23 protein-coding genes and 1 riboswitch are annotated in these 23,574 nt (G+C 71.8%); of the genes, 8 read left to right on the forward strand and 15 right to left on the reverse strand.

Annotated features, from left to right (window positions below; genetic code table 11):
- Position 1: 1 nt before the first annotated feature.
- Genes ABEG18_RS02035 through ABEG18_RS02055 form a run of 5 tightly spaced genes read right to left on the reverse strand, consistent with a single transcriptional unit; the run spans position 2 to position 6,749 of the window.
- Complete coding sequence (locus tag ABEG18_RS02035; protein ID WP_406856432.1) at positions 2–634, reverse strand: precorrin-8X methylmutase; 633 nt, start codon at positions 632–634, stop codon at positions 2–4.
- Entirely contained in the window at positions 627–1,943 is a 1,317-nt protein-coding gene (gene cobG, locus ABEG18_RS02040) for a precorrin-3B synthase (protein WP_406856433.1), read from the reverse strand. Before cobG ends, ABEG18_RS02035 begins: the two co-directional genes overlap by 8 nt.
- Positions 1,940–5,269, reverse strand: a complete 3,330-nt coding sequence (gene cobN, locus ABEG18_RS02045) for a cobaltochelatase subunit CobN (protein ID WP_406856434.1) — start codon at positions 5,267–5,269, stop codon at positions 1,940–1,942. Before cobN ends, cobG begins: the two co-directional genes overlap by 4 nt.
- Positions 5,270–5,280: 11 nt before the next feature.
- Positions 5,281–6,342: a cobalamin biosynthesis protein CobW gene (gene cobW, locus ABEG18_RS02050; protein WP_406856435.1), complete on the reverse strand. Its 1,062-nt coding sequence runs from the start codon at positions 6,340–6,342 to the stop codon at positions 5,281–5,283.
- Entirely contained in the window at positions 6,339–6,749 is a 411-nt protein-coding gene (locus ABEG18_RS02055) for a DUF1636 family protein (protein ID WP_406856436.1), read from the reverse strand. The genes cobW and ABEG18_RS02055 overlap by 4 nt, the downstream gene beginning before the upstream one ends.
- 115 nt (positions 6,750–6,864) lie before the next feature.
- A riboswitch (cobalamin riboswitch) is annotated at positions 6,865–7,074 on the reverse strand.
- A 108-nt stretch (positions 7,075–7,182) separates the two neighbouring features.
- Here ABEG18_RS02055 and cobO point away from each other — a divergent pair.
- Both cobO and ABEG18_RS02065 read left to right on the forward strand, forming a co-directional pair.
- Positions 7,183–7,818, forward strand: a complete 636-nt coding sequence (cobO, locus tag ABEG18_RS02060; protein ID WP_406856437.1) for a cob(I)yrinic acid a,c-diamide adenosyltransferase — start codon at positions 7,183–7,185, stop codon at positions 7,816–7,818.
- A gap of 26 nt (positions 7,819–7,844) precedes the next feature.
- Positions 7,845–9,287: a cobyric acid synthase gene (locus tag ABEG18_RS02065; protein WP_406858515.1), complete on the forward strand. Its 1,443-nt coding sequence runs from the start codon at positions 7,845–7,847 to the stop codon at positions 9,285–9,287.
- Here the strand turns inward: ABEG18_RS02065 and cbiB are convergent.
- Complete coding sequence (gene cbiB / locus ABEG18_RS02070; protein ID WP_406856438.1) at positions 9,271–10,251, reverse strand: adenosylcobinamide-phosphate synthase CbiB; 981 nt, start codon at positions 10,249–10,251, stop codon at positions 9,271–9,273. The two genes, ABEG18_RS02065 and cbiB, sit on opposite strands and share 17 nt — an antisense overlap.
- On the opposite strand from cbiB, the gene cobD reads away from it, so the two are divergent.
- The gene (cobD, locus tag ABEG18_RS02075; RefSeq protein WP_406856439.1) at positions 10,245–11,306 is read left to right on the forward strand and encodes a threonine-phosphate decarboxylase CobD; all 1,062 of its coding nucleotides are present in this window, start codon (positions 10,245–10,247) and stop codon (positions 11,304–11,306) included. The genes cbiB and cobD overlap by 7 nt on opposite strands.
- A 13-nt stretch (positions 11,307–11,319) precedes the next feature.
- Here the strand turns inward: cobD and ABEG18_RS02080 are convergent, their stop codons facing one another.
- The 5 genes from ABEG18_RS02080 to ABEG18_RS02100 form a co-directional block, all read right to left on the reverse strand.
- The gene (locus tag ABEG18_RS02080; protein WP_406856440.1) at positions 11,320–11,709 is read right to left on the reverse strand and encodes a VOC family protein; all 390 of its coding nucleotides are present in this window, start codon (positions 11,707–11,709) and stop codon (positions 11,320–11,322) included.
- 127 nt (positions 11,710–11,836) lie between these two features.
- Positions 11,837–12,733 carry a flagellar motor protein MotB gene (locus ABEG18_RS02085; RefSeq protein ID WP_406856441.1) on the reverse strand — a complete coding sequence of 299 codons (897 nt, stop codon included), beginning with the start codon at positions 12,731–12,733 and terminating at the stop codon, positions 11,837–11,839.
- A gap of 22 nt (positions 12,734–12,755) precedes the next feature.
- Positions 12,756–13,619, reverse strand: coding sequence for a flagellar motor stator protein MotA (motA, locus tag ABEG18_RS02090; RefSeq protein WP_406856442.1), 864 nt, complete (start codon positions 13,617–13,619; stop codon positions 12,756–12,758).
- Positions 13,620–14,098: 479 nt separating this feature from the next.
- The gene (locus ABEG18_RS02095; RefSeq protein WP_406856443.1) at positions 14,099–14,656 is read right to left on the reverse strand and encodes a dihydrofolate reductase family protein; all 558 of its coding nucleotides are present in this window, start codon (positions 14,654–14,656) and stop codon (positions 14,099–14,101) included.
- A 186-nt stretch (positions 14,657–14,842) separates the two neighbouring features.
- Entirely contained in the window at positions 14,843–15,316 is a 474-nt protein-coding gene (locus ABEG18_RS02100) for a hypothetical protein (protein WP_406856444.1), read from the reverse strand.
- Positions 15,317–15,609: 293 nt separating this feature from the next.
- Here ABEG18_RS02100 and ABEG18_RS02105 point away from each other — a divergent pair, with 293 nt between their 5' ends.
- The 5 genes from ABEG18_RS02105 (at position 15,610) to ABEG18_RS02125 (ending at position 20,331) form a co-directional block, all read left to right on the forward strand.
- Positions 15,610–16,989 (forward strand): LVIVD repeat-containing protein, encoded by a 1,380-nt coding sequence (locus ABEG18_RS02105; protein WP_406858516.1) that lies wholly within the window; start codon positions 15,610–15,612, stop codon positions 16,987–16,989.
- Positions 16,990–16,993: 4 nt separating this feature from the next.
- Positions 16,994–17,542: a hypothetical protein gene (locus ABEG18_RS02110; RefSeq protein ID WP_406856445.1), complete on the forward strand. Its 549-nt coding sequence runs from the start codon at positions 16,994–16,996 to the stop codon at positions 17,540–17,542.
- A gap of 69 nt (positions 17,543–17,611) precedes the next feature.
- A complete protein-coding gene (locus tag ABEG18_RS02115) occupies positions 17,612–17,944 on the forward strand; it encodes a hypothetical protein (RefSeq protein WP_406856446.1) in 333 nt (110 codons plus the stop codon).
- A gap of 114 nt (positions 17,945–18,058) precedes the next feature.
- Entirely contained in the window at positions 18,059–19,270 is a 1,212-nt protein-coding gene (locus ABEG18_RS02120) for an LVIVD repeat-containing protein (protein ID WP_406856447.1), read from the forward strand.
- 2 nt (positions 19,271–19,272) lie between these two features.
- A complete protein-coding gene (locus ABEG18_RS02125) occupies positions 19,273–20,331 on the forward strand; it encodes a CobW family GTP-binding protein (RefSeq protein WP_406856448.1) in 1,059 nt (352 codons plus the stop codon).
- 111 nt (positions 20,332–20,442) lie between these two features.
- On the opposite strand, the gene ABEG18_RS02130 is transcribed toward ABEG18_RS02125, so the two are convergent.
- The 4 genes from ABEG18_RS02130 to ABEG18_RS02145 are packed head-to-tail and all read right to left on the reverse strand — an operon-like array spanning position 20,443 to position 23,573.
- Positions 20,443–21,162: a hypothetical protein gene (locus ABEG18_RS02130; protein WP_406856449.1), complete on the reverse strand. Its 720-nt coding sequence runs from the start codon at positions 21,160–21,162 to the stop codon at positions 20,443–20,445.
- Between the two features lie 4 nt (positions 21,163–21,166).
- Positions 21,167–22,009, reverse strand: a complete 843-nt coding sequence (locus ABEG18_RS02135; protein WP_406856450.1) for an ABC transporter permease — start codon at positions 22,007–22,009, stop codon at positions 21,167–21,169.
- On the reverse strand, positions 22,006–22,752 hold the full coding sequence (locus tag ABEG18_RS02140) for an ABC transporter permease (RefSeq protein ID WP_406856451.1): 747 nt from the start codon (positions 22,750–22,752) through the stop codon (positions 22,006–22,008). Before ABEG18_RS02140 ends, ABEG18_RS02135 begins: the two co-directional genes overlap by 4 nt.
- Positions 22,752–23,573, reverse strand: coding sequence for an ABC transporter ATP-binding protein (locus ABEG18_RS02145; protein WP_406856452.1), 822 nt, complete (start codon positions 23,571–23,573; stop codon positions 22,752–22,754). Before ABEG18_RS02145 ends, ABEG18_RS02140 begins: the two co-directional genes overlap by 1 nt.
- Position 23,574: the final 1 nt, after the last annotated feature.

Below are 23,574 nucleotides of genomic sequence, written 5' to 3' on the forward strand. Positions count from 1 at the left end.
CTCACTCCCGCTCGCTCGCGAGGGCGTTGACGGCGGCCGCCGCCATGGCGCTGCCGCCCTTGCGCCCGCGCACCACCAGCGACGGCGCGCGGCCGTCGGCGAGGAGCGCGTCCTTGGATTCCGCCGCGCCCACGAAGCCGACCGGCATGCCGATCACGGCCGCCGGCGGGGGCGCCCCCTCGTCCAGCATCTCGAGCAGCCGGAAGAGCGAAGTGGGCGCATTGCCGATGGCGATCACCGCGCCGCCCATGCGGTCGCGCCAGAACTCCATCGCTGCGGCCGAGCGGGTCGTGCCCATGCGGGCGGCCAGCGCCGGCGTCTCCGGATGGTCGAGCGTGCAGATCACCTCGTTGTCGGCCGGCAGCCGGGCGCGCGTGACCCCGTTGGCCACCATCCGGGCGTCGCACAGGACCGGCGCGCCGGCCCGCAGCGCGGCGCGTCCCGCCGCCACGGCGCCGGGGGTGAACACGATGTCGGCGGCGGTCTCCACCATCCCGCAGGCGTGGATGATCCGCACGGCCACGACCTCCTCCTCGGGGGTGAAGCGCGCCAGGTCGGCTTCCGACCGGATGATCGCGAAGGAGCGCCGGTAAATCTCCGCGCCCTCGCGGATGTAGTCGGTGCGGTCACTCAACGCTGTGTCCCATCTGCTCGATCAGGTCCCGCGCCTCGGAGGCGGTCAGCCCGCGGCGGACCGGGTCCCCGTCGGCCCGGCCATGGCGGATGAGGTCGTATAGACCGTTCCGGCCGACGAGCGCCACGTTCGTCGCGTCCGGACGGGCGCAGCCTTTCGGACAACCCGACACATGCAGGGTGACGCCGGACGGGGCCAGCCCGCGCGCCGCTTGCGCCAGCAGGGCGGCGTCCCGGCGGGTCGCCGTGGTCGCGCTGGCGCAGTCGGGCGCGCCCGGGCAGGCGGCCGCCGCGAGCCGCGGGTCGGAGGGATCGACGATGAAGCCGGAAGATCGAAGCAGCCGCGCCACGGCCGGCTGCGCGCCGCCCGGCTCGGCCTCGAGCCGTTCGTGGCGAACCGGGACCATGATGGCGCGCCAGGGCGTGAGGCGCAGCTCGCCCGGCCCGTAGCGCTCGGCCATGCCGGCGAGCCTGTCGAGGTCGTCGGCGGCCCAGCGGCCGAACGGCGCGCCGAACCCGATCGCGCCCATGCCGCCGCCGAGATCCGCGTAGCCGAGGGGCTGCGCGGGCCGACGCTCGGGAACAGGGGCGTCCGGCGTTTCGCTGACCTCCGCGGCGGCCCGGAACGGTTCCGCCCCGGTCACGGCCAGCATGGCCGCCATGCGGCGCGGCAGGTCGGTGCCGGTCCGGCGCAGGGCGATGAAGGTCCGGGCCAGGGCCGCCGCCACGTCGGGCGCGGCGCCGGGGGCGCAGGCGCCCAGCATGACGGCGCCCCGCCGGTCGCCGCCGAGGCCGACCGCGAAGACAGGGCCGTTCGGCCCCGGCCGGGCCTCGAAACGCACGTCCGCCGCGACGTCGCTTGGGCCGAAACGTCCGCCGTCGTCGACCAGGAACCCGAACTTGGCCGGCAGCGCGTGCAGCGCCGCGTCGCCGGCGAGGTGGCGCTCCAGCGCCTCCACGACGGGCCGAACGTCGACCAGGGCCGAGGGGTCGAGCCCGGCGAGCGGGCTGGAGACGACGTTGCGCACCGCCTCGCCGTCCATGTCCTGGTCGAGCACGCTGAGCGCCTCGAGCCGCTCCGTCAGGGGGCCGAAACGGGCGTCGGAGACGCCGCGCAGCTGCAGGTTGGCTCTGGCGCTGAGATCCAGCGCGCCGTTGCCGAAGCGGCGCGCGCAGTCCGCGACGGCCCGCGCCAGGGGGGCGGGGACGACGCCGCCGGTGAGGCGAAGCCGCACCAGCAGGCCGTCGCCGGTCAGCATCGGGCGGCGGGCGCCCGGGCACCAGCCTTTGCGCAGCGAGGCGGCCGTCACGGCGCGCCCCCGTCCGCGCGCATCTCGGCCAGGATCGTGGCCGTGGAGTTGCGCCTGGGGCGCCAGAACCCGCGCCGCTGCGCCTCGTCGAACCGGTCCGCGATGGCGCGCGCGGCGGCCGGATTGGCCGAGACCAGGAAGGCGCGGACGCGATCGTCCCCGCAGGCCGCGTCGAACATCATGTCGAACTGCCGGCTCTCCACGACCTCCGCCAGCGCCGCATGGGCGAAGAGGTTGTCGACCGTCTCGGCGATCTCGGACGCGCCGCGCCAGCCATGGCGCATCTGGCCTTCCAGCCAGCGCGGGTTCGTGGCCCGCGCCCGCAGGGTCCGGGCGACCTCCTGGGCCAGCGTGCGCACCCGCGTGCGCTCCGGCGCGGCCGTGTCGGCGTGGTAGAGCGCCGGCGTGGAGCCGAGGCTGGCCGCGGCGGCGGCGAAGCCGCCCTCATGCTCGGCGAAGGCGTCGGAATCGAGCACGTCCTGCTCCGCCATGTCCTGCACATGCACGAAGGCGTCGGCGCTGGCCACGCGCTCGCCGAAGGCGGCGGGCGCCGAGGACCCGTCGGATCGGCGGCCATAGGCGTGCGAGCTCGCCGCCAGATAGGCGGCGCCGAGTTCGTCGCGGCTCTCCCAGGCGCCTTCGGCCAGGACGCGCCCGAGCCCGATCCCGTAGGCTCCCGGCGCGGTCCCGAAGATGCGCAGCGGTTCGGCCGTCGAGGCGCGCCGGGCGGCGGCGAGCGGGTTCTCGTCGTCGTCCTCGTCCAGCTCGGCGACGGCCCGGACGGCGTCGTCGAAGAGCGCGATCTGGCCTGGGAAGACGTCGCGGAACAGGCCGGAGATGCGCAGGGTGACGTCCACCCGGGGCCGGCCGAACACCGCCGGCGGCAGGATCTCGAAGCCCGACACCCGCGAGGAGGCGTGATCCCAGACCGGCCGCACGCCGAGAAGCGCCAGCGCCTGGGCGATCTCGTCGCCGCCGGTGCGCATCGTGGCGCTGCCCCACAGGTCGAGCACGATCCGCCGCGGCCAGTCGCCATGGTCCTGGGCGTAGCGCGTGACGATCTCCTGCGCGGTGCGCTTGCCGATCTCCCACGCCGTGCGGGTGGGGATGGAGCGGGGATCCACGCTGAACAGGTTGCGCCCGGTCGGCAGCACGTCGTCGCGCCCGCGCGAGGGGGCGCCGGCGGGGCCGGGCTCGACGAAGCGGCCGTCCAGAGCCTTCAGGAGCGCCGCCGTCTCGGCAGGGCCGGAGGCCAGCGCGCCGGCCGGGCCCGTCTCGGGCGAGCGACCGAACACGTGCAGGCCGTCGCCGATCCGCGCCTCCTTCAGGTCGCACAGCCAGGCGTCGAGCTTCTGCAGCCCGTCCTCGGGATCGGCGACGTCGCAGACGCCCGCCTCGGCGGCGAGGCCCGTCTCGACGGCGCGCTCCAGGATCGCGGCCGCGATCAGCCGGGCGCGGCGGGCGTCGAGGCCCTGGGCGTCGGAATATTCGTCGAACAGCGCCTCCAGCTCCGCCGCCGCGCCGTGCTGGCCGGCCTCCGCCAGAGGCGGCGTGAGGTGGCCCACCGTGACGGCCGCGATCCGGCGCTTCGCCTGCGCAGCCTCGCCCGGGTTGTTGACGATGAACGGATAGACGACCGGCATGGGGCCCAGCACCGCCTCGGGCGCGCAGTCGCGCGACAGCGCGACGGCCTTGCCGGGCAGCCATTCCAGCGTGCCATGCGCCCCGCAATGGATCATGGCGTGGACGTCCGCGACGGTCCTCAGCCAGGCGTAGAACGCCACATAGAGGTGCCGCGGCGGCAGGTTGGCGTCGTGGTGGTCCGCCTTGCGGTCCTGCGGCCGCCCGCGCGGCGGCTGCAGCGCCACCAGGAGAGCGCCGGAGCGCGCCACCCTGAACCGGAACGCGCCGTTCGCAACGGCGGGGTCGTCGGCGGGATCGCCCCAGGCGGCCGTGATCGCGTCCCTCAGGGCTTGCGGCAGGGCGCCGAAATGGGCGGCGTAGTCGGCGACGGACATGCGCTCCCAGCCGGGGGAGTCCGCCGGCTCGCCGGCCGTCAGCCTGTCCATCAGGAGCGCGCCGTCGAGGGCCTCGCCCACCGCGTAGCCGGCTCCCCGCAGCGCCTCGGCGATGGCGCGGACGCTGGCCGGCGTGTCGAGCCCGACCGCATAGCCGGCCCGGCCGCCCTTGTGCGGATAGTCCGACAGCACGCAGGCGACGCGGCGCTCCGCCGGGGGGGTGCGCCGCAGCCTCGCCCAGGCGACGGCGAGGTCCGCCACGGCGGCGACGCGCGACGGCTCCGGCCGGTGGACGAGGCTGGCGAACTCCAGCCGCTCGCGCCGGGGCGCCTCCGCCTTGAACGAGATCGCCCGGGCGATGATGCGCCCGTCGAGCTCGGGCAGAACGACGTTCATGGCGAGGTCGGCGGCGCTCAACCCACGGCTCGTCTCGCGCCACGCCTCCAGGCGCGAGCCCGACAGCATCACCTGGAACACGGGCGCGTCGGCCTCGTCGAGCACGCCCGGCCCGGCGTCGGCCCGGCCCGAGAAGGCGGTCGCGTTGAGGATGACGTCCGGCGTCTCGCGCGCGAGCAGCCGCGACAGTCCCGCCGCGGCGGCGGGGTCCTTGAGGCTCGACGCGAAGGCGCTGGTGACCGCAAAGCCGCGCTCGGCGAGGGCGTCCGCCAGCGCCGCGATGGGGGCCGTATCGGCCGCCATCAGGACGGACCGGTAGAAGGTGACGAGAGCCCGCGGCGCGTCCGGCGCCGGGCCGGCCCGGCTGAGTTCGGCGCTGACCCCCATGGCCGGGACGGCGGCCGGCTCGCGCCACCCCAGGGGACGGCCGATGCGGGTGGACAGGAAGGCCAGGCACTGCGCCAGATTGTCGGGGCCGCCCTCGTGGAACCACCCCCAGAGGCGCCGCAGGTCCTCGGCGGGCAGCGTCGAGGCGGCGTCGAGCCGCTCGTCCTGCCGGTAGTCGCCCGGCACCACCGCGAGGTGGAAGCCGTCGCGGCGGGCCGCGGCCGCGAGTTCCTCGACGCCGTAGCGCCAATAGTCGAGGCCGCCGAGCAGCCGCACCAGCACCAGCCGCGCCCGGCAGGCGACGTTGGCGACGTAGAGGTCGACCGAATAGGGGTGCTTGAGCTGCGCCAGGCCGGCGACGCGCAGGTCGGGATAGCGGCCGGCCCCGTCCTCCCAGGCCTGCGACAGGGCGTTCAGGTCGCTGTCCGTGAAGGACAGGAACACCAGGTCCGCCGGAGACTGCGCAAGGTCGACCGCGGCTTCCGCCGCGTCGAGCGTTCGCGTCTCCGTGCGCAGCAGGTGCATGCCGGCTCCGTTCAGGCCGCCACGGGATCGGCCAGCGCGGCCTCGACGCCGGCGCGGTCGACGCCCTTTTCGCCGATCACCACGAGCCGGCCGCGGCGCGCCTCGCCGGGCGCCCAGGGCCGGTCGAACTGGTGGCGGAACCGCGAGCCCACGCCCTGCACGAGCAGCCGCATCGGCTTGCCGGACACCTCCAGGAAGCCCTTGATGCGCAGCACGTCGAAATCCTCGGCGATGCGCGCGAGGCGGCCGACCAGCGCGGCGGGGTCGGACACCGCCGGCATCTCGACCACGAAGCTGTCGAAGTCGTCGTGGTCGTGCCCCTCCTCGTCGTCGTGATGCGAAGGGCGCTGGGCGAGGTCGTCCTCGGCGGCGGCGCCGACGCCCAGCAGCAGGTCGGCCTCGATGCGGCCCTCGCGGGTCGGCACGATCTTGACCGAGCGGGGCGTCGCCGCGCCGATCTCGGCCGTCACGCGGGCGAGATCGTCGGCGTCGAGCAGGTCGGCCTTGTTCAGCACCACGAGGTCGGCGCAGAGGAGCTGGTCCTCGTAGACCTCCTCCAGCGGGTTGTCGTGGTCCACCGCGCCGTCCTGCTCGCGCTGGGCCATGAGCTTGGCGGGGTCGTCGGCGAAGCGGCCGGCCGCCACGGCGGCGCCGTCCACCACCGCGATGACGCCGTCCACGGTGAGCCGCGAGCGGATGGGCGGCCAGTCGAAGGCCTTCACCAGCGGCTTGGGCAAAGCCAGCCCGGAGGTCTCGACGATGATGTGGTCGGGCCGGCGCTCATGCGCCAGCAGCGCCTCGATGGCGGGGATGAAGTCGTCCGCCACCGTGCAGCACAGGCATCCGTTGGCGAGCTCGACGATGTTTTCCTCCGGGCAGCTCTCCACCCCGCAGGAGCGCAGGATGTCGCCGTCCACGCCGACGTCGCCGAACTCGTTGATCACCAGAGCGAGCCGACGCCCGCCGGCGTTCTCCAGCACATGGCGGATCAGCGTCGTCTTCCCGGCGCCCAGGAAGCCGGTGACGATGGTGACGGGGACTTTCTGCAGGGCGGCATGCGGCGTGGCGGTCATTCTGCGGCCTCGGCGAGCGGGGGAACGGGGGACGACGCCGGCGCGAGCGGCGGCGTGCGGGCGACGACGCCCTTCTTCAGGGCGTCGGGACGTTGCTTCCAGGGAATGAGGCCGTCGCCCGCCTCGGCGTAGAGCAGGGCGCCGGCCAGGATGGTGTCGGCGCCGGTCTCGGCGGGGAAGTCGCCATACACATAGGTCCACTTGCCGGGCGCGGCGAAGCCGACCGTGCAGGGGCGCTTGCACACGCTGAGGCATTCCACCCCGACCACCCGCACCGGCGCGCCGCGCGCGGCCGCGAGATCGGCGACCGCCTTGTGCAGGCGCGCCCCGGCGCGGCCCTGCTCGGCTTCGAGCGGGTCCTCGGCGGCCCGGCAGGTCACGCAGATATGGATCGTGGTGTCGGCCATGCGTCCCGGATCTCCCGCGCCGTGAGGCGCATCATGTCGGGCGCATGCGGGAACGCGTCGCGTCCCCGATCCAGGCGGCCATGGGCCGTCGAACCGCTCCGGGGCGCCCCGCCCGAAGCTCAGTCGTCGTGAAGGCAGGTCTCCTGGCTCGCGGATCGGCGCCTCGCGCCGCCTTCCCGAAACCGGTGGACCGGTCCAGTGGCCTGTGGCGCGCGGCTACCCGCTGACAGTTGCGGGGGCAGCTGCGGAATCGGCTGGCCCGGAGCCACCCTCACCGCATTCCCTATTCACCCTCATGCGAGGGACCTTCACGGCCCCAGTGATAGGCGCGCGGGCCGACGCCTGTCAATGAAGCGGCCCTCCGGCCCCGGATCCGTCTTGCGCGCCGCTCCCGGCCCATGCTCTTGATGTCCGCCCGACCGCGAGACCGACCATGACCGACGCCTCCGACAGCGCCCCGGCCGAAACCGACGCCGAGCGCCGCCATCGCGACAAGATGGCCAAGCGCAAGGCCGTGCAGGACGCCGAGGTGGCCTCCAAGACCATCAAGTCCAAGGGGCTCCTGATGGTCAACACGGGGCCGGGCAAAGGCAAGTCGACGGCCGCCTTCGGGCTGGCGATGCGCGCGCTGGGCTATGGCTGGCCGATCGGCGTGGTGCAGTTCATCAAGGGCGCGTGGGACACCGGCGAGCGCCATGCGCTCGAGCGCTTCCAGGACCTCGTGCGCTGGCACACGATGGGCGAGGGATTCACCTGGGAGACGCAGGACCGCGCCCGCGACGTCGCCGCCGCCGAGGCTGCATGGCGCAAGGCGCAGGAGCTCATGGCCGACCCGGCGATCCGGCTGGTCGTGCTCGACGAGCTCAACATCGCGCTGCGCTACGACTATCTGCCGCTGGACGAGGTGGTGGCCGCGCTCTCGGCCCGCCGGCCGGACCTGCACGTCGTCGTCACGGGGCGCAACGCCAAGCCGGAGCTGATCGCGGCGGCCGATCTCGTCACCGAGATGACGGTCGTGAAGCACCATTTCGCGGCCGGCGTGAAGGCCCAGCAGGGCATCGAATTCTGATGGAGCGCCCCGTCGCACGGGCGCTGATGCTGCAGGGCACGGGCTCCGACGTGGGCAAGTCCCTCGTCGTCGCCGGCCTCTGCCGCGCCTACCGCAACCGCGGGCTCACGGTGCGGCCCTTCAAGCCGCAGAACATGTCCAACAACGCCGCCGTGACCGCCGACGGCGGCGAGATCGGCCGCGCCCAGGCGCTGCAGGCGCGCGCCTGCGGGGTCGCCCCGACCGTGCACATGAACCCGGTGCTGCTGAAGCCGCAGAGCGAGATCGGCTCGCAGGTCGTGGTCCAGGGCCGCGTCATGGGCAACGCCAGGGCGCGCGAGTACCAGTCCTGGAAGCCGCGGCTGATGCAGGCTGTGCTGGACAGCTTCGCGCGGCTGCGCGCCGAGGCGGATCTGGTGCTGGTGGAGGGCGCAGGCAGCGCCGCCGAGGTCAATCTGCGCCCCAACGACATCGCCAATATGGGCTTCGCCCGCGCGGCCGGCGTCCCGGTGGCGCTGGTCGGCGACATCGACCGGGGCGGGGTGTTCGCCCAGATCGTCGGCACGCGCGCGGTGCTCGACCCCGACGACGCCGCCCTGGTGGCGGGCTTCATGGTCAACAAGTTCCGCGGCGACCCCGCCCTGTTCGCCGACGGCATGGCCATGATCGAGGAGCGCACCGGCTGGCCGGCGCTGGGGCTGATCCCCTATTTCGGGGACGCCGGCCGGCTGCCGGCCGAGGACGCCGTCGCCCTGGAGACGCGCCGCCGCCCCGCCGATGCGCCCGTCACGGCGGCGGTGCTGAAGCTGCCGCGCATCTCCAATTTCGACGATCTCGACCCGCTGAAGAACGAGCCCGGCCTGCGCCTCCTGATGCTGGGGCGCGGCGAGGCGATCCCGGCCGACGCGGACGTGGTGATCCTGCCCGGGTCCAAGGCCACCATCGCCGACCTGGCCGCGCTGCGGGCGGAGGGCTGGGACATCGACCTCAGGGCGCATGTGCGCCGCGGCGGCCGGGTGCTGGGCCTGTGCGGCGGCTACCAGATGCTGGGCCGGCGCATCGCGGACCCGCACGGCATGGAGGGCCCCGCCGGCGCGGTGGACGGCCTCGGCCTGCTCGACGTCGAGACGACGCTGACCTCGGTGAAGCGCCTGGAGGCCGTGGCTGGCGCGAGCGTCGCCGAAGACGCGCCCTTCGCCGGCTACGAGATGCATATCGGCGTCACCTGCGGCCCGGACGCCGCCCGGCCCGTGCTGCGCTTCGCCGACGGCAGGCCGGACGGCGCCTCCACGGCGGACGGCCGCGTCAGGGGCTGCTATGTGCACGGCCTTTTCGGGGACGACCGCCAGCGCGCCGTCTGGCTGCGCTGGATGGGCGCGGCGGCGTCCGGATACGCCTACGAGGCGGACGTGGAGGCGACGCTCGACGCGCTCGCGGCCCATCTGGAGGCGCATCTCGACCTCCAGCGCCTCCTCACCCTGGCCCGATGAGGAGCGCGGCCAGCCCGGCCGCCGCGAGCCACTGGATGGCGCAGGCCCGCCGGTAGAGCCCCAGCGCCCGCCGGATGTCGGCGGCCGACGCGTCGCGGCGCCCGTCGCCCATGGTCGCGTCATCCACCAGCGTGTCGCCATAGACGCGCGGCCCCGCCAGCGCCAGGCCGAGGGCTCCCGCCATGGCGGCCTCGGGCCAGCCGGCGTTGGGCGAGCGGTGGCGCCGCGCGTCGCGCCGCACGGCCGCGAGCGCGCCGCTGGCCGACGCGCCCGGCGCGGAGGCCGCGGCCAGGACCAGCCACAGCGCCGACAGGCGCGAGGCCGGGAGGTTGACGACGTCGTCCAGCCGCGCCGAGGCCCAGCCGAAGGCCTCGTGCCGCGGCGTCCGATGCCCGATCATGCTGTCGGCGGTGTTGATGGCCTTGTAGAGCACGCCGCCCGGCAGGCCGGCGACGGCCGTCCAGAACGCCGGCGCGACGACCCCGTCGGCGAAGTTCTCGGCCAGGCTCTCGATGGCCGCCCGCGACACGCCGGCCTCGTCCAGGACCTCGGGATTGCGGCCTACGATCATCGACACCGCCTTGCGGCCGGCCGCGAGCCCGCCCTCATCGAGCGCGGCCGCCACCGCGCGGACGTGCTCGTCCAGGCTGCGCTGGGCCGGCAGGCTGGCGGCGAGCGCCGTCAGCGCCGCGAGCCCGAGCCAGGACGTCGCCAGAAGGCCCTGCAGCAGCGCCGCCGCGCCGCCGCACACGGCCAGGACGGCCAGGAGCGCCAGCGCGCCCGCGGCGCGGCGGCGCGCCGGCGGGGCCGCATCCTGGTTCAGCCCCCGGTCGAGCCGCGCGATCAGCGCTCCGATCCAGGTGACCGGATGCCCGATGGCGCGGTACACCACGGGCGGATAGCCGACGAGCGCCTCGAGGGCGAGCGCTGCGAGGCTGAGGATGAGGCAGGACTGGAATGTCATCGATGGGCGGCGGGGCGGGACCGGAACGCGAGAAGGCCCAGGCCGGCGGCGAAGGCGCGCTGTTCTACCACGGCGGCGCTCTCGCCGCCGCACGCGCGCGCTTTCCCGGCGCGCCTCAGCCCTGGATCGATCTCTCGACGGGCGTCAACCCGGTGGCCTACCCGGTCGGCGACATCGACGCGGCGGCCTGGACCCGTCTGCCCGAAGCCGGCGAGATCGCCGCGCTCGAGGCCGACGCCGCCCGCGCCTACGGCGCGCGCTCCGCCGACGCGGTGGTGGCCGCGCCGGGCACGCAGGCGGCGATCCAGCTGCTGCCCGGGCTGCTCCAGGCCCGGCGCGTGGGCGTGCTGGGCTTCGCCTACGCCGAGCACGCGCGCTGCTTTGCCCGCGCCGGGGCCGAGACGGCGCCGATCGAGGACCTCGCCCAGGCGAAGGACTTCGACGTGGTCGTGGTCGTCAATCCCAACAACCCGGACGGACGGCATGTGCCGCCCGCCGCGCTGCTGGAGGCCGCCGCCGCGATGCGGGCGCGGGGCGGGACGCTGGTCGTCGACGAGGCCTTCGCCGACCTGATGGGCCCCGCCGCCACCATTGCGCCGGCGGCGCCGGAGGCGGGCGCGCTGGTGCTGCGCTCCTTCGGCAAGACCTACGGCCTGGCCGGCCTGAGGCTCGGCTTCGTGATCGCGCCCCCGGCGCTGGCGGGGCGCATCCGCGCCGCCTTCGGACCCTGGGCGGTCAGCGGGCCGGCGGTGCGGATCGGGCGGCGCGCCTTCTCCGATCCGGCCTGGCTGGCCGGGACGGCCCGGCGGCTCGACGACGACGGCCGGCGGCTCGACGCGCTGCTGGAGCGGATCGGCCTGCGCGTCGTGGGCGGCACGGCGCTGTTCAGGCTGGCCGAGCGCCCGCGCGCGGCGGAACTCTTCGCCGAGATGGGCCGGCGCGGAATCCTGGTGCGGCCTTTCGCCGAGAAGCCGACCTGGCTGCGCTGGGGCCTGCCAGGTCCTGACGCGTGGGACCTCCTTGCCAAGCGCCTCGCCGCGCCGCTGGGGGCGTGACCGGGGCCGCGCTTCAGCGCCCGGCGTCGTGGCAGACGGCCTCGATGTTGTGCCCGTCGAGATCGAACACGAAGGCGCCGTAGTAGTTGGGGTGATAATGCGGGCGCAGCCCGGGCGGGCCGTTGTCCGTCGCGCCCGCCGCCATCGCGACGGCGTAGAAGTCGTCGACGGCCGTCGGATCGGCCGCCGCGAAGGCGACATGCAGCCGCCCCACGATGGGCGTGCCCTCAGTGATCCAGAAATGCGGCCTGCCGTCCCGCCCGAACCCCGCATGCGCGGCCCCGCCGCTCGTCTCGGCGTCGACCTCCATCACGAGCTCATAGCCCAGCGCGCCGAGCACGCGCTTATAGAAGGCCAGCGCCTCGGGATAGTTCGAAACCGGAAAGCCGATGTGATCGAGCATGGGGGAATCCTCCTGCGCAGGAGCGTAGCCGCGGGGAGGGCGGGGTGGGAAGGGGGAGGTCCGAACAGGCCGTCTGCCCCTGCCCCCGACCTCTAACGGCCTCGGAGGCGGCCGAGCCGCCGTGTCGTCAGTTGAAGCCGCTCGGGGGCAGCGGCGGCGCCTCGTTGATCAGCGTGATCGTCACCCGTCGGTTCGCCACGAGGTAGGGATTGTCGGGGAAGACCGGCTCGGTGTCGGCGCGTCCCGACACCGAGGTGAAGCGGTCGCTGGGCAGCCCCGCGCCCGACAGGATCTCGCGCACCGCGATCGCGCGCCCGGCGGTGATGCTCCAGGAATCGACGGCCCGTCCCGAACCCGGGCGCGCGGCGGCCGTATGGCCGGTGACGGACATGCGGTTCTGCATCCGGCGCAGGGTGGGTGCGAGCGCCTCCAGCACACGACGGGTGCGCTCGTAGGGGTGGACCGAGCCATCGGGGAACATGGAGCGGCCGTCCTGGTCCATGAAGGACACGTTCACCCCCTCCTTGGTCGGCTCGACCACGATGTTGCGCGACAGCTCGGCGTATTCGGGCATGTTCTGGAGCGCCTGCCGGATGCTGGCGGCGGCGCTTTGGTTGGCCAGCATGTTGGCGGCCGGGCGGCTGGCCTCGCGGTCGCTTTCGGCCGTGCGGCTGAACTGGCGGTCGCCGGCGGTCGGGCGGCTGGCGTCCTGGTCGCTGGGACGGCCCGAGTTCCACGGCGTGTCGCGGGAATCTGTCGCCTTGGCTCCTGTCTTGTCGATGGCGGTGCCCATCAGGATGCCGCCGGAGCCACTGGTGGTGGGACTCACATTCGGCGGCGAGAAGTAGTTCGCCAGGCCGGTCTTCTGCTCCTTCGTCGTCATGCTGATCAGCCACATCAGCAGGAAGAACGCCATCATGGCGGTCACGAAGTCCGCATAGGCGATCTTCCAGGCTCCGCCATGGTGCGCATGCGCGGCCTTCTTGACCTTCTTGACGATGATCGGCTGGACGGAGTTGGCCATCTGGTTCCTGCTGGAGATGGGGTCAGACGGTGGCGGGAAGGGCGGCGGTCGCCGCTTCCACTTCGCTGTAGGTCGGGCGGACGTCGCTAAACAGCGCCTTGCGGGCGAATTCGATCGACATCACCGGCGGCTGGCCGCCGATATGGGCGAGAAGGCCCGCCTTGAGGGAGAGGTAGTACTTGGATTCCGCCTCGAAGGTGCTCTTCAGCGACGCCGCCATGGGGGCGAAGAAGCCGTAGGCGACGAAGACGCCGAAGAAGGTGCCGACGAGCGCGCCGCCGATCAGATGTCCGAGCACCTCCGGCGGCTCGGCGATCGATCCCATCGTCTTGATCACGCCGAGCACGGCGGCGACGATGCCGAGCGCCGGCGTGCCGTCGGCGAGCGACTGCATCGCCCCGACGATCCGCTCCTGCTCCTGGTGGTGCGTCTCCAGCTCCTCGTCCATGAGGGCTTCGATCTCATAGGCGTTGTCCGCGCCCATCGTCACCATGCGCATGTAATCGCAGACGAACTCGACCGCATGGTGGTTCGCTGCGAAAGTCGGGAAGGCGTTGAACAGGGTCGACTCGTGCGGGTTTTCGATGTGCGGCTCGATCGCCGTCATGCCTTTCGACTTGGCGAGCTTGTACATGGAGAACTGCATGCCCAGCAGTTCGACATAGCACGCCTGCTTATACTTGGGCCCCTTCACGAGCGTGCCGAGCATGGACGGCACGGCCTTGAGCACCGGCCCGGGGTTGCCGATGATGAAGGCCCCGATCGCGGCGCCGAGGATGATGACGAATTCGAACGGCTGCCACAGCACCTCCAGATGCGCGCCCATGGCCGCGTAGCTGCCGAAGACGCAGACGAAGACGATGATGGTGCCGACGATCAGCCGCATGGTCTGCCACCCTGGCGGGTGTCCCCGCAAAATACTACTTGGCAAGACATGGACTGATGGAAGTTAAGAACGAGTTTAGGGGCACGGGCCCACGGGTGCGAGAGGGCAGTCCTGCGGGGATGAGGCGTGGGGGCGGCAGCGGAGGCCGAGGGGAGGGAGGTAAGCGCGCACGCCTACGCCGGTCCCGGTTATTGGCGCGCGATAGAGGACTGTGACCCGGGGTCATTGACGCTGCGCCGCTCTACGACGTCAACTGGCGCTGAGGAGACCGTTCCAACCGGCTCTTCTGACCCCTTGCAGACATTCGAGATGCGACCGTCGAAGGTCCGGATGGGGTGGGAAGCCGCCATCGCCCACAAGGCCTAGGCCAGATCAACCGAGCTCCCACGGCAGCAGCAGCTTATATGCCGTGTTGCGCGGCAAGAAGGCCTCCTACGACCCTCAGGCCCGCGAGTTGGGCGCGAACAGGCTGCTCTGGGTCAGCGCGCGCGCCGATAATGCACGGCAACCGCGCCGTTGCGCAGCGGCTTGGCCGAGATCAGCTCGAGCCGTCGCGTGCTGGGCAGCCCGCTCTGGTAGAGGGTCGGGCCGTGGCCCGCGATCCTGGGGTGCACGAGGAACTTGTACTCGTCGATAAGATCCAGCCGGTCCAGCTCGGTCGCGAGCTTGCCGCTACCGAGGAGCACGCCGTCTTGGGTCGCATCCTTAAGCCTCTGCACGCCCGTGAGCAGTTCTCCGCCGATGTGGTGACTGTTGGTCCAAGGGAAGGCCAGTCGCGTCGATGACACTACGTACTTCGGCTTGGCCTCCAGCTTGACCGCCCACTCACGTATCGCCCGCGGCGCCTCCGCGTCGCCGCGGGCGACTGCCGGCCAGTAACTCTCCATCATTTCGTAGGTGACGCGACCCCACAGCATTGCTCCAACTTCATCCATGAGGCGGGTGAAGAAGGCGTGCGTCTCGTCATCGGCAATTCCCTCCTGGTGGGCGACGCAACCGTCCAGGGTGACGTTGATGCTGAAGGTCAATAGTCCCATGCAGCGAGGCTAAGCCATACAATCGAGAATATGAAGGCCGACTGCTCGCCGTTGATGCTGAACTTCCGCAATGGGTCGAGAGCGGCGGTTCAGTGCGTGCCGGCCCAAGGTCCGCTTGTGGCGCGTTTCGGATGGACCCGAACGCGAACTCCTCGCCCCTCCCGCCTTCACCCGCAGCCCGGCCCCTCAAACCCGCGCCTCACTCCCGCCAACCTCGCCCGCCGCCGCCATCGCCGCCTCCATCCCGGCATCCTGCAAAACCGCCTCCTCCAGCACGCCCCCCACCTCCTGCGTCTCGCGGGCGATCTCCCTGGCGATGCGGGCCAGGACCGGGCGGTCGGCGTCGAGGAGGCCGGCCAGCCAGGCGGCGATCTCGTCGGTGACGACGCCGGTGGGGCGCTCGCCCCACACCGCGTAGTCGACCACGTTGGCCACCAGCCAGCCCGCGAAGGAGCGGTCGTAGCGCCGCACGGAGGCTTCGAGGCGGATCAGGATCTCGATGTCCTCGCGGCTCCTCACCCCGTCGGGGAGCACGTCGCGGTGCAGGCGCTGCGCGTCGCCGAAGGTGATGCGCCCGGTGCGGGCCACGATGTCGGCGAAGGTCTGAAGGTCGGTCTTGCCCATGTCCGTGCTCTCGATGACTGCATGTCGTGCGAGCATTCAGGCATCCGCGGGCTGACCCGGAGGTTAATGGCCCTCCTGTGAATCGTTGTTCAGGTTAAGTGAATCTCTCCGGTCGGATCTTCTGCATCCTCTTCATGGTCGGTTCACGATGTTGGCCGCCGCGCGACCAATCGGCTGCCATGCAGGAGGCGCGCAGCCCCGGGCGGCGCCGGCCGTTGACAGGGGTGCAATCGATTGCAAACATTCCTCCAACGATAAAACAGGTGGAGGAGACGACCATGCGGATACTCCTGTCCGGAGCCCTCGCGCTGGGCGCCGCGCATTGGGCCATGACGGCCGCGATGGCGCAGAGCGCCGCGCCCGAGGCCTCCAACATGAAGCTGGTGGGCTACAGCGACCTGCAGGCGCGCAGCGCCTACCAGCCGACGATCGTGCGCCAGGGCGACCGCTACATCGCCTATGTGGGCCATCATGGCGGCACCGACGACGTGCCCACGCCCGTCAACCCGGCCACCGGCAAGGCCGAGCCGAACGGCACCTCCATCATCGACGTCACCGACGCGGCGCATCCGAAATATCTGAAGCACCTGCCCGGCCAGCCCGGAACCTACGAGGCCGGCGGGGCCCAGATGGTGCGCGTCTGCGACGGCAAGTCCCTGCCCAAGGGCGACAAGTCCGCCATCTACATGCTGCGCACCTTCGGCGGCGAGGCGCATGAGATCTGGAACGTGGCGGATCCCGCCAATCCGGCGCTGGTGACGCGGATCTCCGGCCTCAAGGACACCCACAAGAGCTGGTGGGAGTGCGACACCGGCATCGCCTTCCTGGTGTCCGGCGCGCCGGACTGGCGCACCCGCCGCATGACGCAGGTCTATGACCTGTCCGACCCGGCCCACCCGGTGAAGATCCGCGACTTCGGCCTGCCCGGGCAGGAGCCGGGCTCCACCGGCGCGGTGCCGACCGAGCTGCACGGTCCCATCTCGACCGGGCCGCAGGGCAACCGCGTCTATTTCGGCTACGGCACCAACAAGGGCGGGGTGCTGCAGATCGTCGACCGCGAGAAGCTGCTGAACGGGCCCAAAGAGCCGACGCCGGAGAACCTGAAGGCGCCGGAGATCTCCCGCATGGCGATGTCGTCGCTCAACGGCGCGCACACCACCTTCCCGATGCTGCAGATGCCGGTGGCCGAATTCGCCAAGGACAAGGACGGCGGCAAGCGCGACATCGTGATGATCGTCGACGAGGCGATCCTGAACGAGTGCAACGAGGCGCGCCAGATGGTGTGGTTCGTCGACGTCACGGTCGAGAGCCGGCCGATGGTGGTGTCGAACTACACCGCCAAGGAGAGCTCCGGCGATTTCTGCCAGCGGGGAGGGCGCTTCGGCTCGCACTCGTCAAATGAGAGCATGGACCCGGTCTTCTACAAGAAGATGGCTTTCATCGCCTTCTTCAACGCCGGCGTGCGGGCGCTCGACATCCGCGATCCCTACAATCCCAAGGAGGTGGGCTTCTTCATCCCGAGCGTCACGGAGGCCACCGACAAGCGCTGCGTCAAGGTCGACGGCAAGGACCGGTGCAAGGTCGCCATCCAGACCAACAATGTCGAGACGGACGACCGCGGCCTGATCTACATCGTCGACCGCGCCAATACGGGCATGCACATCCTCGAACTCACCGGCGACGCCCGCAGCGTCGCGGGGCTGAAATAGTCCGATGATGCGGGCGGCGGCGGTTCGGACGCTCGCGGCGGGCGGCGCGCTGCTGGCCGCGTGGGCGACGGCCGCCGCCGAGCCCGCTCTCTTGCGGGTCGGCCAGGCCGCCTGGGCGGAGAAGGCCTGGCCCTTCCCGCGCGACGGCTGGCCCCCCGGGCGGGCCTTCGCGTGCGAGGGCTGCGGGGACGACCTCGTCGTCTATGTCCGGCCGAAGCTCGGCTTCTGCAACTGCGCGACCGGCGTGACGGACGACGCCGAGGTGGACGGCGTCACCGACCTCGACCTGATCGCGCCGACCTTCCGGCCCGCCGGGCCGGGCGCCCCCATCCGCATCGGCGCGCTGCCCGGCCGCGCGCGGCGCTACGTGATGGAGACGCCCGACGGGCCGCGCTCGGCCGTCGGGGTCGCGGTGTCCCAGCGCTGCGACGTGGTCGTGGCGGTGGCGTTGTCGCGGCGGCCCGTCGGCGACGACGCGCTGGGGCTGGCGGTGGCGCTGCTGGAATCGGAGGCGCCCATGGGCTGGATCCGGCAGGCGCTCGATCATCCGTGAGCCCGCGCCCCTTGCGGCGGGGCCGTCTCCTGTGGTGGAAAGGCGGGACCGCCCGCGAGACGCCCGCCGATGAGCCTCGACGACACGAGGGACGAAATCGCCCGACTGGAAGCCAGGATCGAGAGCCTGGCCGAGGCGGCCGAACGCTCTCGCAAGCTCATCGTCATCGCCAAGGGCGCGGTGGCGCTCGGCGGAGCGGCGCTGCTCCTGGCGGCCGTCGGCGTCGTCGGCTGGAACACGTCGCTGACGGTCTTCGCCATCACGGCCATGCTGGGGGGCGTCGTCATCTCCGGCTCCAGCCGCAGCAGCCGCGAGCAGGCGTTGTCCGCCATGGCGGAGGCCGAGGAGGCCCGGCGCGGGCTCATCGACTCCATCGCGCCCGTGTCGGTGCGCCTGCACTGATCGGCGCCCGCGAAGCCCGGGGCCGCGCTTGACCCATCGGCCGCGTTATTGAACACTCGATAAATAAGAAGGCGGGCGCGGACCGAAGCGTCCTGGCCCCAGGGGAGACGCCGCATGAAGGCCGACGAGGCGCACGGGTTCAAGCTGATCGCCCACGATACGCTGCGGGGGTTCGGCGGCCTCGGGGAAGGCATGTCTCTCCAGGCGGCGCCCGACGGCCGGCGCATCCTATGGCTGGCCCATGAGGGGCCGCCCAAGAACTTCACCGGCGTCGACGTCACCGATCCGAGCCGCCCGAAGGTGATTGTCCAGACCGACCTGCCGCACAACCGCATCCGCTCCAACTCGCTGGAGACCTGCGGAAACATCATGGCGGTCGCCTACCAGGTGCTCGAGCCGGGGCTGCAGCCGGCGGGCATCGAGCTCTTCGACATCAGCGTCCCCGAGCAGCCGAGGTCGATCAGCTTCTTCGACTGCTCCGGCCCGCATTCGCGCGGGGTGCACCAGGTCTGGTTCGTGGACGGCCGCACCATCCATTTCGCCGGCGGGGCCGCCGACTTCACGCCCCGCAACCCGCTGGACGACCAGCCCTACCGCATCCTGGACGTGAGCGACCTGTCGCGGCCGGTCGAGATCGGCCGCTGGTGGATGCCCGGAACCCGGGAGGGCGACGACGCCCCGCCGCCCAAGCGCCTGCCGATCGATTCGGGCTTTCGGGCCCACAACACCAACGTGTTCCCGGATCGGCCGGACCGCGCCTATGTGGGCTATCTGGACGGCGGCGCCTTCGTGCTCGACATCTCCGACATGGGCTCGCCGAAGGTGGTGTCGAACTTCAACCCGCACCCGCCCTATCCGGGCTTCACCCACACGGTGCTGCCGCTGTTCAGCCGCGACCTGCTCGTCGTCTCCGACGAATGCGTCAAGGACGACGGCGTGGACTGGCCGAAGCTGACCTGGATCGTCGACGCGCGCGTGGAGACCAACCTGGTCCCGATCAGCACGCTGCCGATGCCGCCCTTCGAGACCTATGGCCACAAGGGCGGGCGCTACGGCTCGCACAACCTGCATGAGAACAGGCCCGGCGAGACGTCGTTCAAGTCGGACACGCTGATCTTCTCCACCTTCTTCAACGCCGGCGTGCGCGCCTACGACCTCACGAACCCGCTCCAGCCCAGGGAGGTCGCCGCCTTCGTGCCGCCCGCCCCCGAGGGGACGCGCGTCGGAACCGTGCAGATCAACGACGTGTTCGTGGACGAGAACGGGATCGTCTATGCGGTCGACCGGTTCACGGGCGGCCTTTATGTGCTGGAGATGACCTTCTGACCATGGCTCCGCTCCCCGTCACGGTGATCACGGGCTTCCTGGGCAGCGGCAAGACCACGCTGCTGAACCACCTGCTGCAGGACCCGGGGATGGCCGACACCGCGGTCGTCATCAACGAGTTCGGGGAGATCTCGATCGACCACCTTTTGGTCGAGACAGCGCTCGAGAACACGCTCGTGCTGCAGAGCGGCTGCATCTGCTGCACGATCCGGGGCGATCTCGTCGACACGCTGATGGACCTGATCGCCAAGCGCGACCGCGGAGAGATCCCGGCCTTCTCGCGGGTGGCGATCGAGACGACCGGCCTCGCCGACCCGGCGCCCATCCTGCAGACGCTGGCGACGGACCCGCTGGTGTCGCCGCTGTTCCGGCTGCGGACGGTGGTCACCACGGTCGACGGCGTCAACGGGCTCGCCCAGCTGGACCGGTTCGCCGAGGCCGCCAAGCAGGCCGCGCTGGCCGACGTTCTGGCGCTCACCAAGTCCGACCTGGCGGAGGCCCCGGCGCTGGAGGCGCTGGAGAACCGGCTGCGCGCCATCAACCCCGGCGCGGCCATGCTGCGGGTCGTCGACGGCAAGGTATCGCCCGACGACCTCTTCAGCCGCTCGGCCGAGCCCGGCGACGACGCCGAGGCGGCGAAGCGCTGGCTGGCGGCCGAAGCCTTCGACGCGCACGGCCATGACCACGCGCACGACCACGCGCATCACCACGGCCACGGGGAGCGCGATCACGCCCATAACGACCCGAACCGCCACGGGCCGAACATCCGAGCCTTCTGCATGACGCTCGACCAGCCCATCGCGATGCCGGCGTTGCGGCGCTGGCTGGCCGCCATCACCTCGCTGCGCGGCGCGGACCTGCTCAGAATGAAGGGCGTCCTGAACGTGATCGGCGAGCCGGGGCCCGTGGTGGTGCACGGGGTGCAGCATCTGATCCACCCGATGGCGACGCTGCGGCGCTGGCCCGACGACGAGCGGCGGAGCCGCATCGTGTTCATCACCCAGAACATCCCGGAGGCGGCGCTGCGCAACAGCCTGCTGGCCCTGGCGCCCGCCCCGTAGCGTCTCCGGCCTAGACCATGCTGTGTTTTGATGGAAACACAGCATGGTCTAGGTTTCTTGATTTCGCATGCTTCGTGCGAAAAGCCGGATGCCACCTTTTCGCAGCATGCTTTATGCGTCGACGGCGGGAGGCCGGAACGGTCCGCACGGAAGGGGCTCGGCCGCCCAGAACCGGGCGACGGGGCCGCCCAGGAGCGCGTCGAAAAGCGGCTCCGGACGGGCGAGATCGGCCGCGCCGAACGCGACGACCTGCACGCCCGCGCGGGCCAGCCGCTCGGCCCGGGCGCGGGCGCGGGCCGGGGTCAGGCCGGACTGGGTCGAGAGCGCCGCCGCGAAGCGGTCGCCCAGCCAGAACGCGACATCCGCCTGGACATGGTCGGCTTCGGTTCCGGCCGGGGCGGCCTCGGGCGCGGCCAGGTGGGCGCGCGGGAGAGGGCGCGGGGCGGAGTAGATCCAGTCCTCCGGGGCGAACAGCCCCGCAAAGGGCTCCGCCCGCCGCCGCAGCGCATCCATGTCGGCTGCGACGGCCGCCTCCAGGTGATCGAAATAGGCGTCGACGAACCGATGCGAGAGCCGGTCCCAGGGTCGGCAGAGATGCTTGCTGTGCGCGCGGAGCGCCTGCAGCGGGCTCGATCCAGCCGCCGCCGCGGCCCCGAGCGCATAGGGGGCGTTGTTCAGCCGCAGCGGCTCCCGCGCGGCGGGCTCGATGGCCACGCACGGGAAGGGCGCCGAAACCCGTAGCGCCCCCGACGGCGTGCGGACGCAGTCGATCGCCGAGAGGGACCATTGGTCGGCCCCATACGGAACCAGCAGGACGCCGGGCGCGCTCACCCGCCTAGCGCCGTGATTCCGGATGCCACGCCAGGAGCCTCCCGCGCAGCGCCTCCAGCCCCTTGATGACGACGAAGCCCAGGATGGCGATCTCCACGATGCCGGCGAACACGCCGACGGAATCGGCGAAGCGCCCGGCCGTGATCATGGCGCCGCCGATGCCGCGGCCGCCCATCAACATCTCGGTCGCCACGGTGGTGATCATGCCCACCGGCAGCGCGATCTGCAGGCCGGTGAGGATCTGCGGCGCGGCCATCGGCAGCACGACCTCCCACAGCGTCTCCCGCTCGCTCGCGCCCAGCGCCCGCGCCGACCAGAGCGGCCATTTGTCGACGGACGACGTGCCCGCGAAGGTCGCCGACACGATGGGAAAGAAGCACGAGAACGCCACCATGATGATCTTGGACGTGTCGTAGATGTCGAACCACAGGATGAAGATCGGCAGGAAGGCGATCTTGGGCATCGGAAAGCCGACCGAGATCAGCGGATCGAAGAACCAGCGCAGCGCGGCCGAGCGCGCCATCAGCACGCCCAGCGGAACGGCGATCGCGGCGGCTGCGCCGAAGCCGAGCAGCGCCCGGTAGAGCGTGAGGCCGAGATCGACGAAGACCGCGCCCGACGCCGCGTCGGACCAGAGCCGCGCCAGCACGTCCGAGAGCGGCGGCAGCAGGAACGGATGCGCGAGCTTCAGCCGCGTCGCCGTCTCCCACAGGGCCAGAAGCGCCAGCACCACGACGACCTGCACGACGACGTCGCCGGCGGCCGTCCACAGGTCCGCCAGGACGGTCCTCTTGGCGGAGCCGGCGGCGGCGAGCGGGATGGGGCGGGCGCTGTCGCTCGAGCTCACGGCTCCCTCCAGCGCAGTTGCCGGCGCGAAAACGCCGCATAGAGCCTGTCGGCCGCAAAGCCCGCGGCCGCGACCGTCAGGATGACGGCGAACATGGCCGGGTAAGTCCCGCCGTCGCCCAGCGAGCTGATCAGGAAGCCGACCCCGTCCTTGGCGATGACGAATTCCGAGCTCACCATCAGGATGAAGGAAAAGGCCAGCGCGGTGCGGCATCCGGCCAGGATGTCGGGCTTGGCCGCCGGGATGACCACCTCGCGCAGGACCTCCCACCGGCTGGCCCCGAGGCTCGCGGCCGACCATTTGAGCACGTGGTTGACGCCGCGCGCGCCGTTATAAGTGCTGACGATCACCGGCAGCAGGCAGCCGAGGAAGATCAGAAAGATCTTGGAGCTGTCGCCGAGCCCGAACCAGATCATCACCAACGGGATGAGGGCGGATTTCGGCATCGGGTAGAAGATCTGGACGATCGGGTTCACCAGCAGCCGGAACGGCCGGAACGTCGCCATGAACAGCCCCGACGCGACGCCGACCACGATGGCGGCCGCAAGGCCCGCGGCGGCCCGGCTCAGGGACCGGGCGGCGTTGGTGATGAGCTCCCCGCTGCGCAGCATCTCCCACAAGGCGGCCAGGACGGCCCCCGGACCGGGCAGCATCTCGGGCGGCGTGATGCGCAGCAGCGTCAACGCCTCCCAGAGCAGCAACAGCGCCAGCAGGGGCGAGTACCGGACCGCGGCGGCGCGCATCAGTGGCCGCCCCGGCTGGCGCTGACCGCCTGCTCGCGAACGAGCCGCCAGATCCGCTCGCTCAGCGCCAGGAACTCCGGCTTCTCCAGGATCTCCTCGCCGCGGTCCTTGGGCAGGTCGACGTCGATCACGTGCTGGATGCGGCCCGGCCGGGCGCTCATGATGGAGATGCGGTCGGCCAGGAACACCGCCTCGTGCACATCGTGGGTGACGAACACCACGGTCTTGCGGCTGCGCTGCCAGATGGCCCGCAGCTCCTCCTGCATCACCCGCCGGGTCTGGGCGTCCAGCGCCCCGAAGGGCTCGTCCATCAGCAGGATCTCGGGATCGACCGCGAGCGTGCGCGCGATGGCGGCGCGCTGCTGCATGCCGCCGGAAAGCTGCGACGGATAGGCGTCCTCAAAGCCCGTCAGCTGCACCAGCGCGATGAACTCGCGCGCCCGCGCCTCGGCCTGCCGGGCGTTCATGCCCTGCTTGCGCAGCCCATAGGCGACGTTCTGCAGCACGGTCTTCCAGGGAAACAGCGCGAAGTTCTGGAACACGATGCTGCGTTCCGGGCCCGGCGCGGTCACCGGGCCGCTGCGCGTGCGGATCACGCCCTTTTGGATCGGGATGAAGCCCCCGATCAGGTAGAGCAGCGTGCTCTTGCCGCAACCCGAGGGGCCCAGCAGCGCGTGAAACTCGTTGGGCCGGATGTCGAGGGCGATGTCGTCGAGCGCCAGCACTCCCGCCCCATGCCGCGACCCATAGGAGTGGGAGACCCCCTGGACCTCGATGCCCGACGCCGCGTCGGACCGGGGACGCTCGATCGCGCCATGCATG

It is taken from the genome of Alsobacter sp. KACC 23698 (assembly GCF_045348435.1).
Taxonomy (GTDB): Bacteria; Pseudomonadota; Alphaproteobacteria; order Rhizobiales; family Beijerinckiaceae; genus Alsobacter.

Excerpts from the sequence above, each read along its gene's own strand:
- cobN (WP_406856434.1), bottom strand. The coding sequence starts at position 5,269 with ATGCACCTGCTGCGCACGGAGACGCGAACGCTCGACGCGGCGGAAGCC.
- cobW (WP_406856435.1), bottom strand. The coding sequence starts at position 6,342 with ATGACCGCCACGCCGCATGCCGCCCTGCAGAAAGTCCCCGTCACCATC.
- ABEG18_RS02055 (WP_406856436.1), bottom strand. The coding sequence starts at position 6,749 with ATGGCCGACACCACGATCCATATCTGCGTGACCTGCCGGGCCGCCGAG.
- cobO (WP_406856437.1), top strand. The coding sequence starts at position 7,183 with ATGACCGACGCCTCCGACAGCGCCCCGGCCGAAACCGACGCCGAGCGC.
- ABEG18_RS02065 (WP_406858515.1), top strand. The coding sequence starts at position 7,845 with ATGCTGCAGGGCACGGGCTCCGACGTGGGCAAGTCCCTCGTCGTCGCC.
- cobD (WP_406856439.1), top strand. The coding sequence starts at position 10,245 with ATGTCATCGATGGGCGGCGGGGCGGGACCGGAACGCGAGAAGGCCCAG.
- cbiB (WP_406856438.1), bottom strand. The coding sequence starts at position 10,251 with ATGACATTCCAGTCCTGCCTCATCCTCAGCCTCGCAGCGCTCGCCCTC.
- ABEG18_RS02080 (WP_406856440.1), bottom strand. The coding sequence starts at position 11,709 with ATGCTCGATCACATCGGCTTTCCGGTTTCGAACTATCCCGAGGCGCTG.
- ABEG18_RS02085 (WP_406856441.1), bottom strand. The coding sequence starts at position 12,733 with ATGGCCAACTCCGTCCAGCCGATCATCGTCAAGAAGGTCAAGAAGGCC.
- motA (WP_406856442.1), bottom strand. The coding sequence starts at position 13,619 with ATGCGGCTGATCGTCGGCACCATCATCGTCTTCGTCTGCGTCTTCGGC.
- ABEG18_RS02095 (WP_406856443.1), bottom strand. The coding sequence starts at position 14,656 with ATGGGACTATTGACCTTCAGCATCAACGTCACCCTGGACGGTTGCGTC.
- ABEG18_RS02100 (WP_406856444.1), bottom strand. The coding sequence starts at position 15,316 with ATGCTCGCACGACATGCAGTCATCGAGAGCACGGACATGGGCAAGACC.
- ABEG18_RS02105 (WP_406858516.1), top strand. The coding sequence starts at position 15,610 with ATGACGGCCGCGATGGCGCAGAGCGCCGCGCCCGAGGCCTCCAACATG.
- ABEG18_RS02110 (WP_406856445.1), top strand. The coding sequence starts at position 16,994 with ATGATGCGGGCGGCGGCGGTTCGGACGCTCGCGGCGGGCGGCGCGCTG.
- ABEG18_RS02115 (WP_406856446.1), top strand. The coding sequence starts at position 17,612 with ATGAGCCTCGACGACACGAGGGACGAAATCGCCCGACTGGAAGCCAGG.
- ABEG18_RS02120 (WP_406856447.1), top strand. The coding sequence starts at position 18,059 with ATGAAGGCCGACGAGGCGCACGGGTTCAAGCTGATCGCCCACGATACG.
- ABEG18_RS02125 (WP_406856448.1), top strand. The coding sequence starts at position 19,273 with ATGGCTCCGCTCCCCGTCACGGTGATCACGGGCTTCCTGGGCAGCGGC.
- ABEG18_RS02140 (WP_406856451.1), bottom strand. The coding sequence starts at position 22,752 with ATGCGCGCCGCCGCGGTCCGGTACTCGCCCCTGCTGGCGCTGTTGCTG.
- ABEG18_RS02145 (WP_406856452.1), bottom strand. The coding sequence starts at position 23,573 with ATGCATGGCGCGATCGAGCGTCCCCGGTCCGACGCGGCGTCGGGCATC.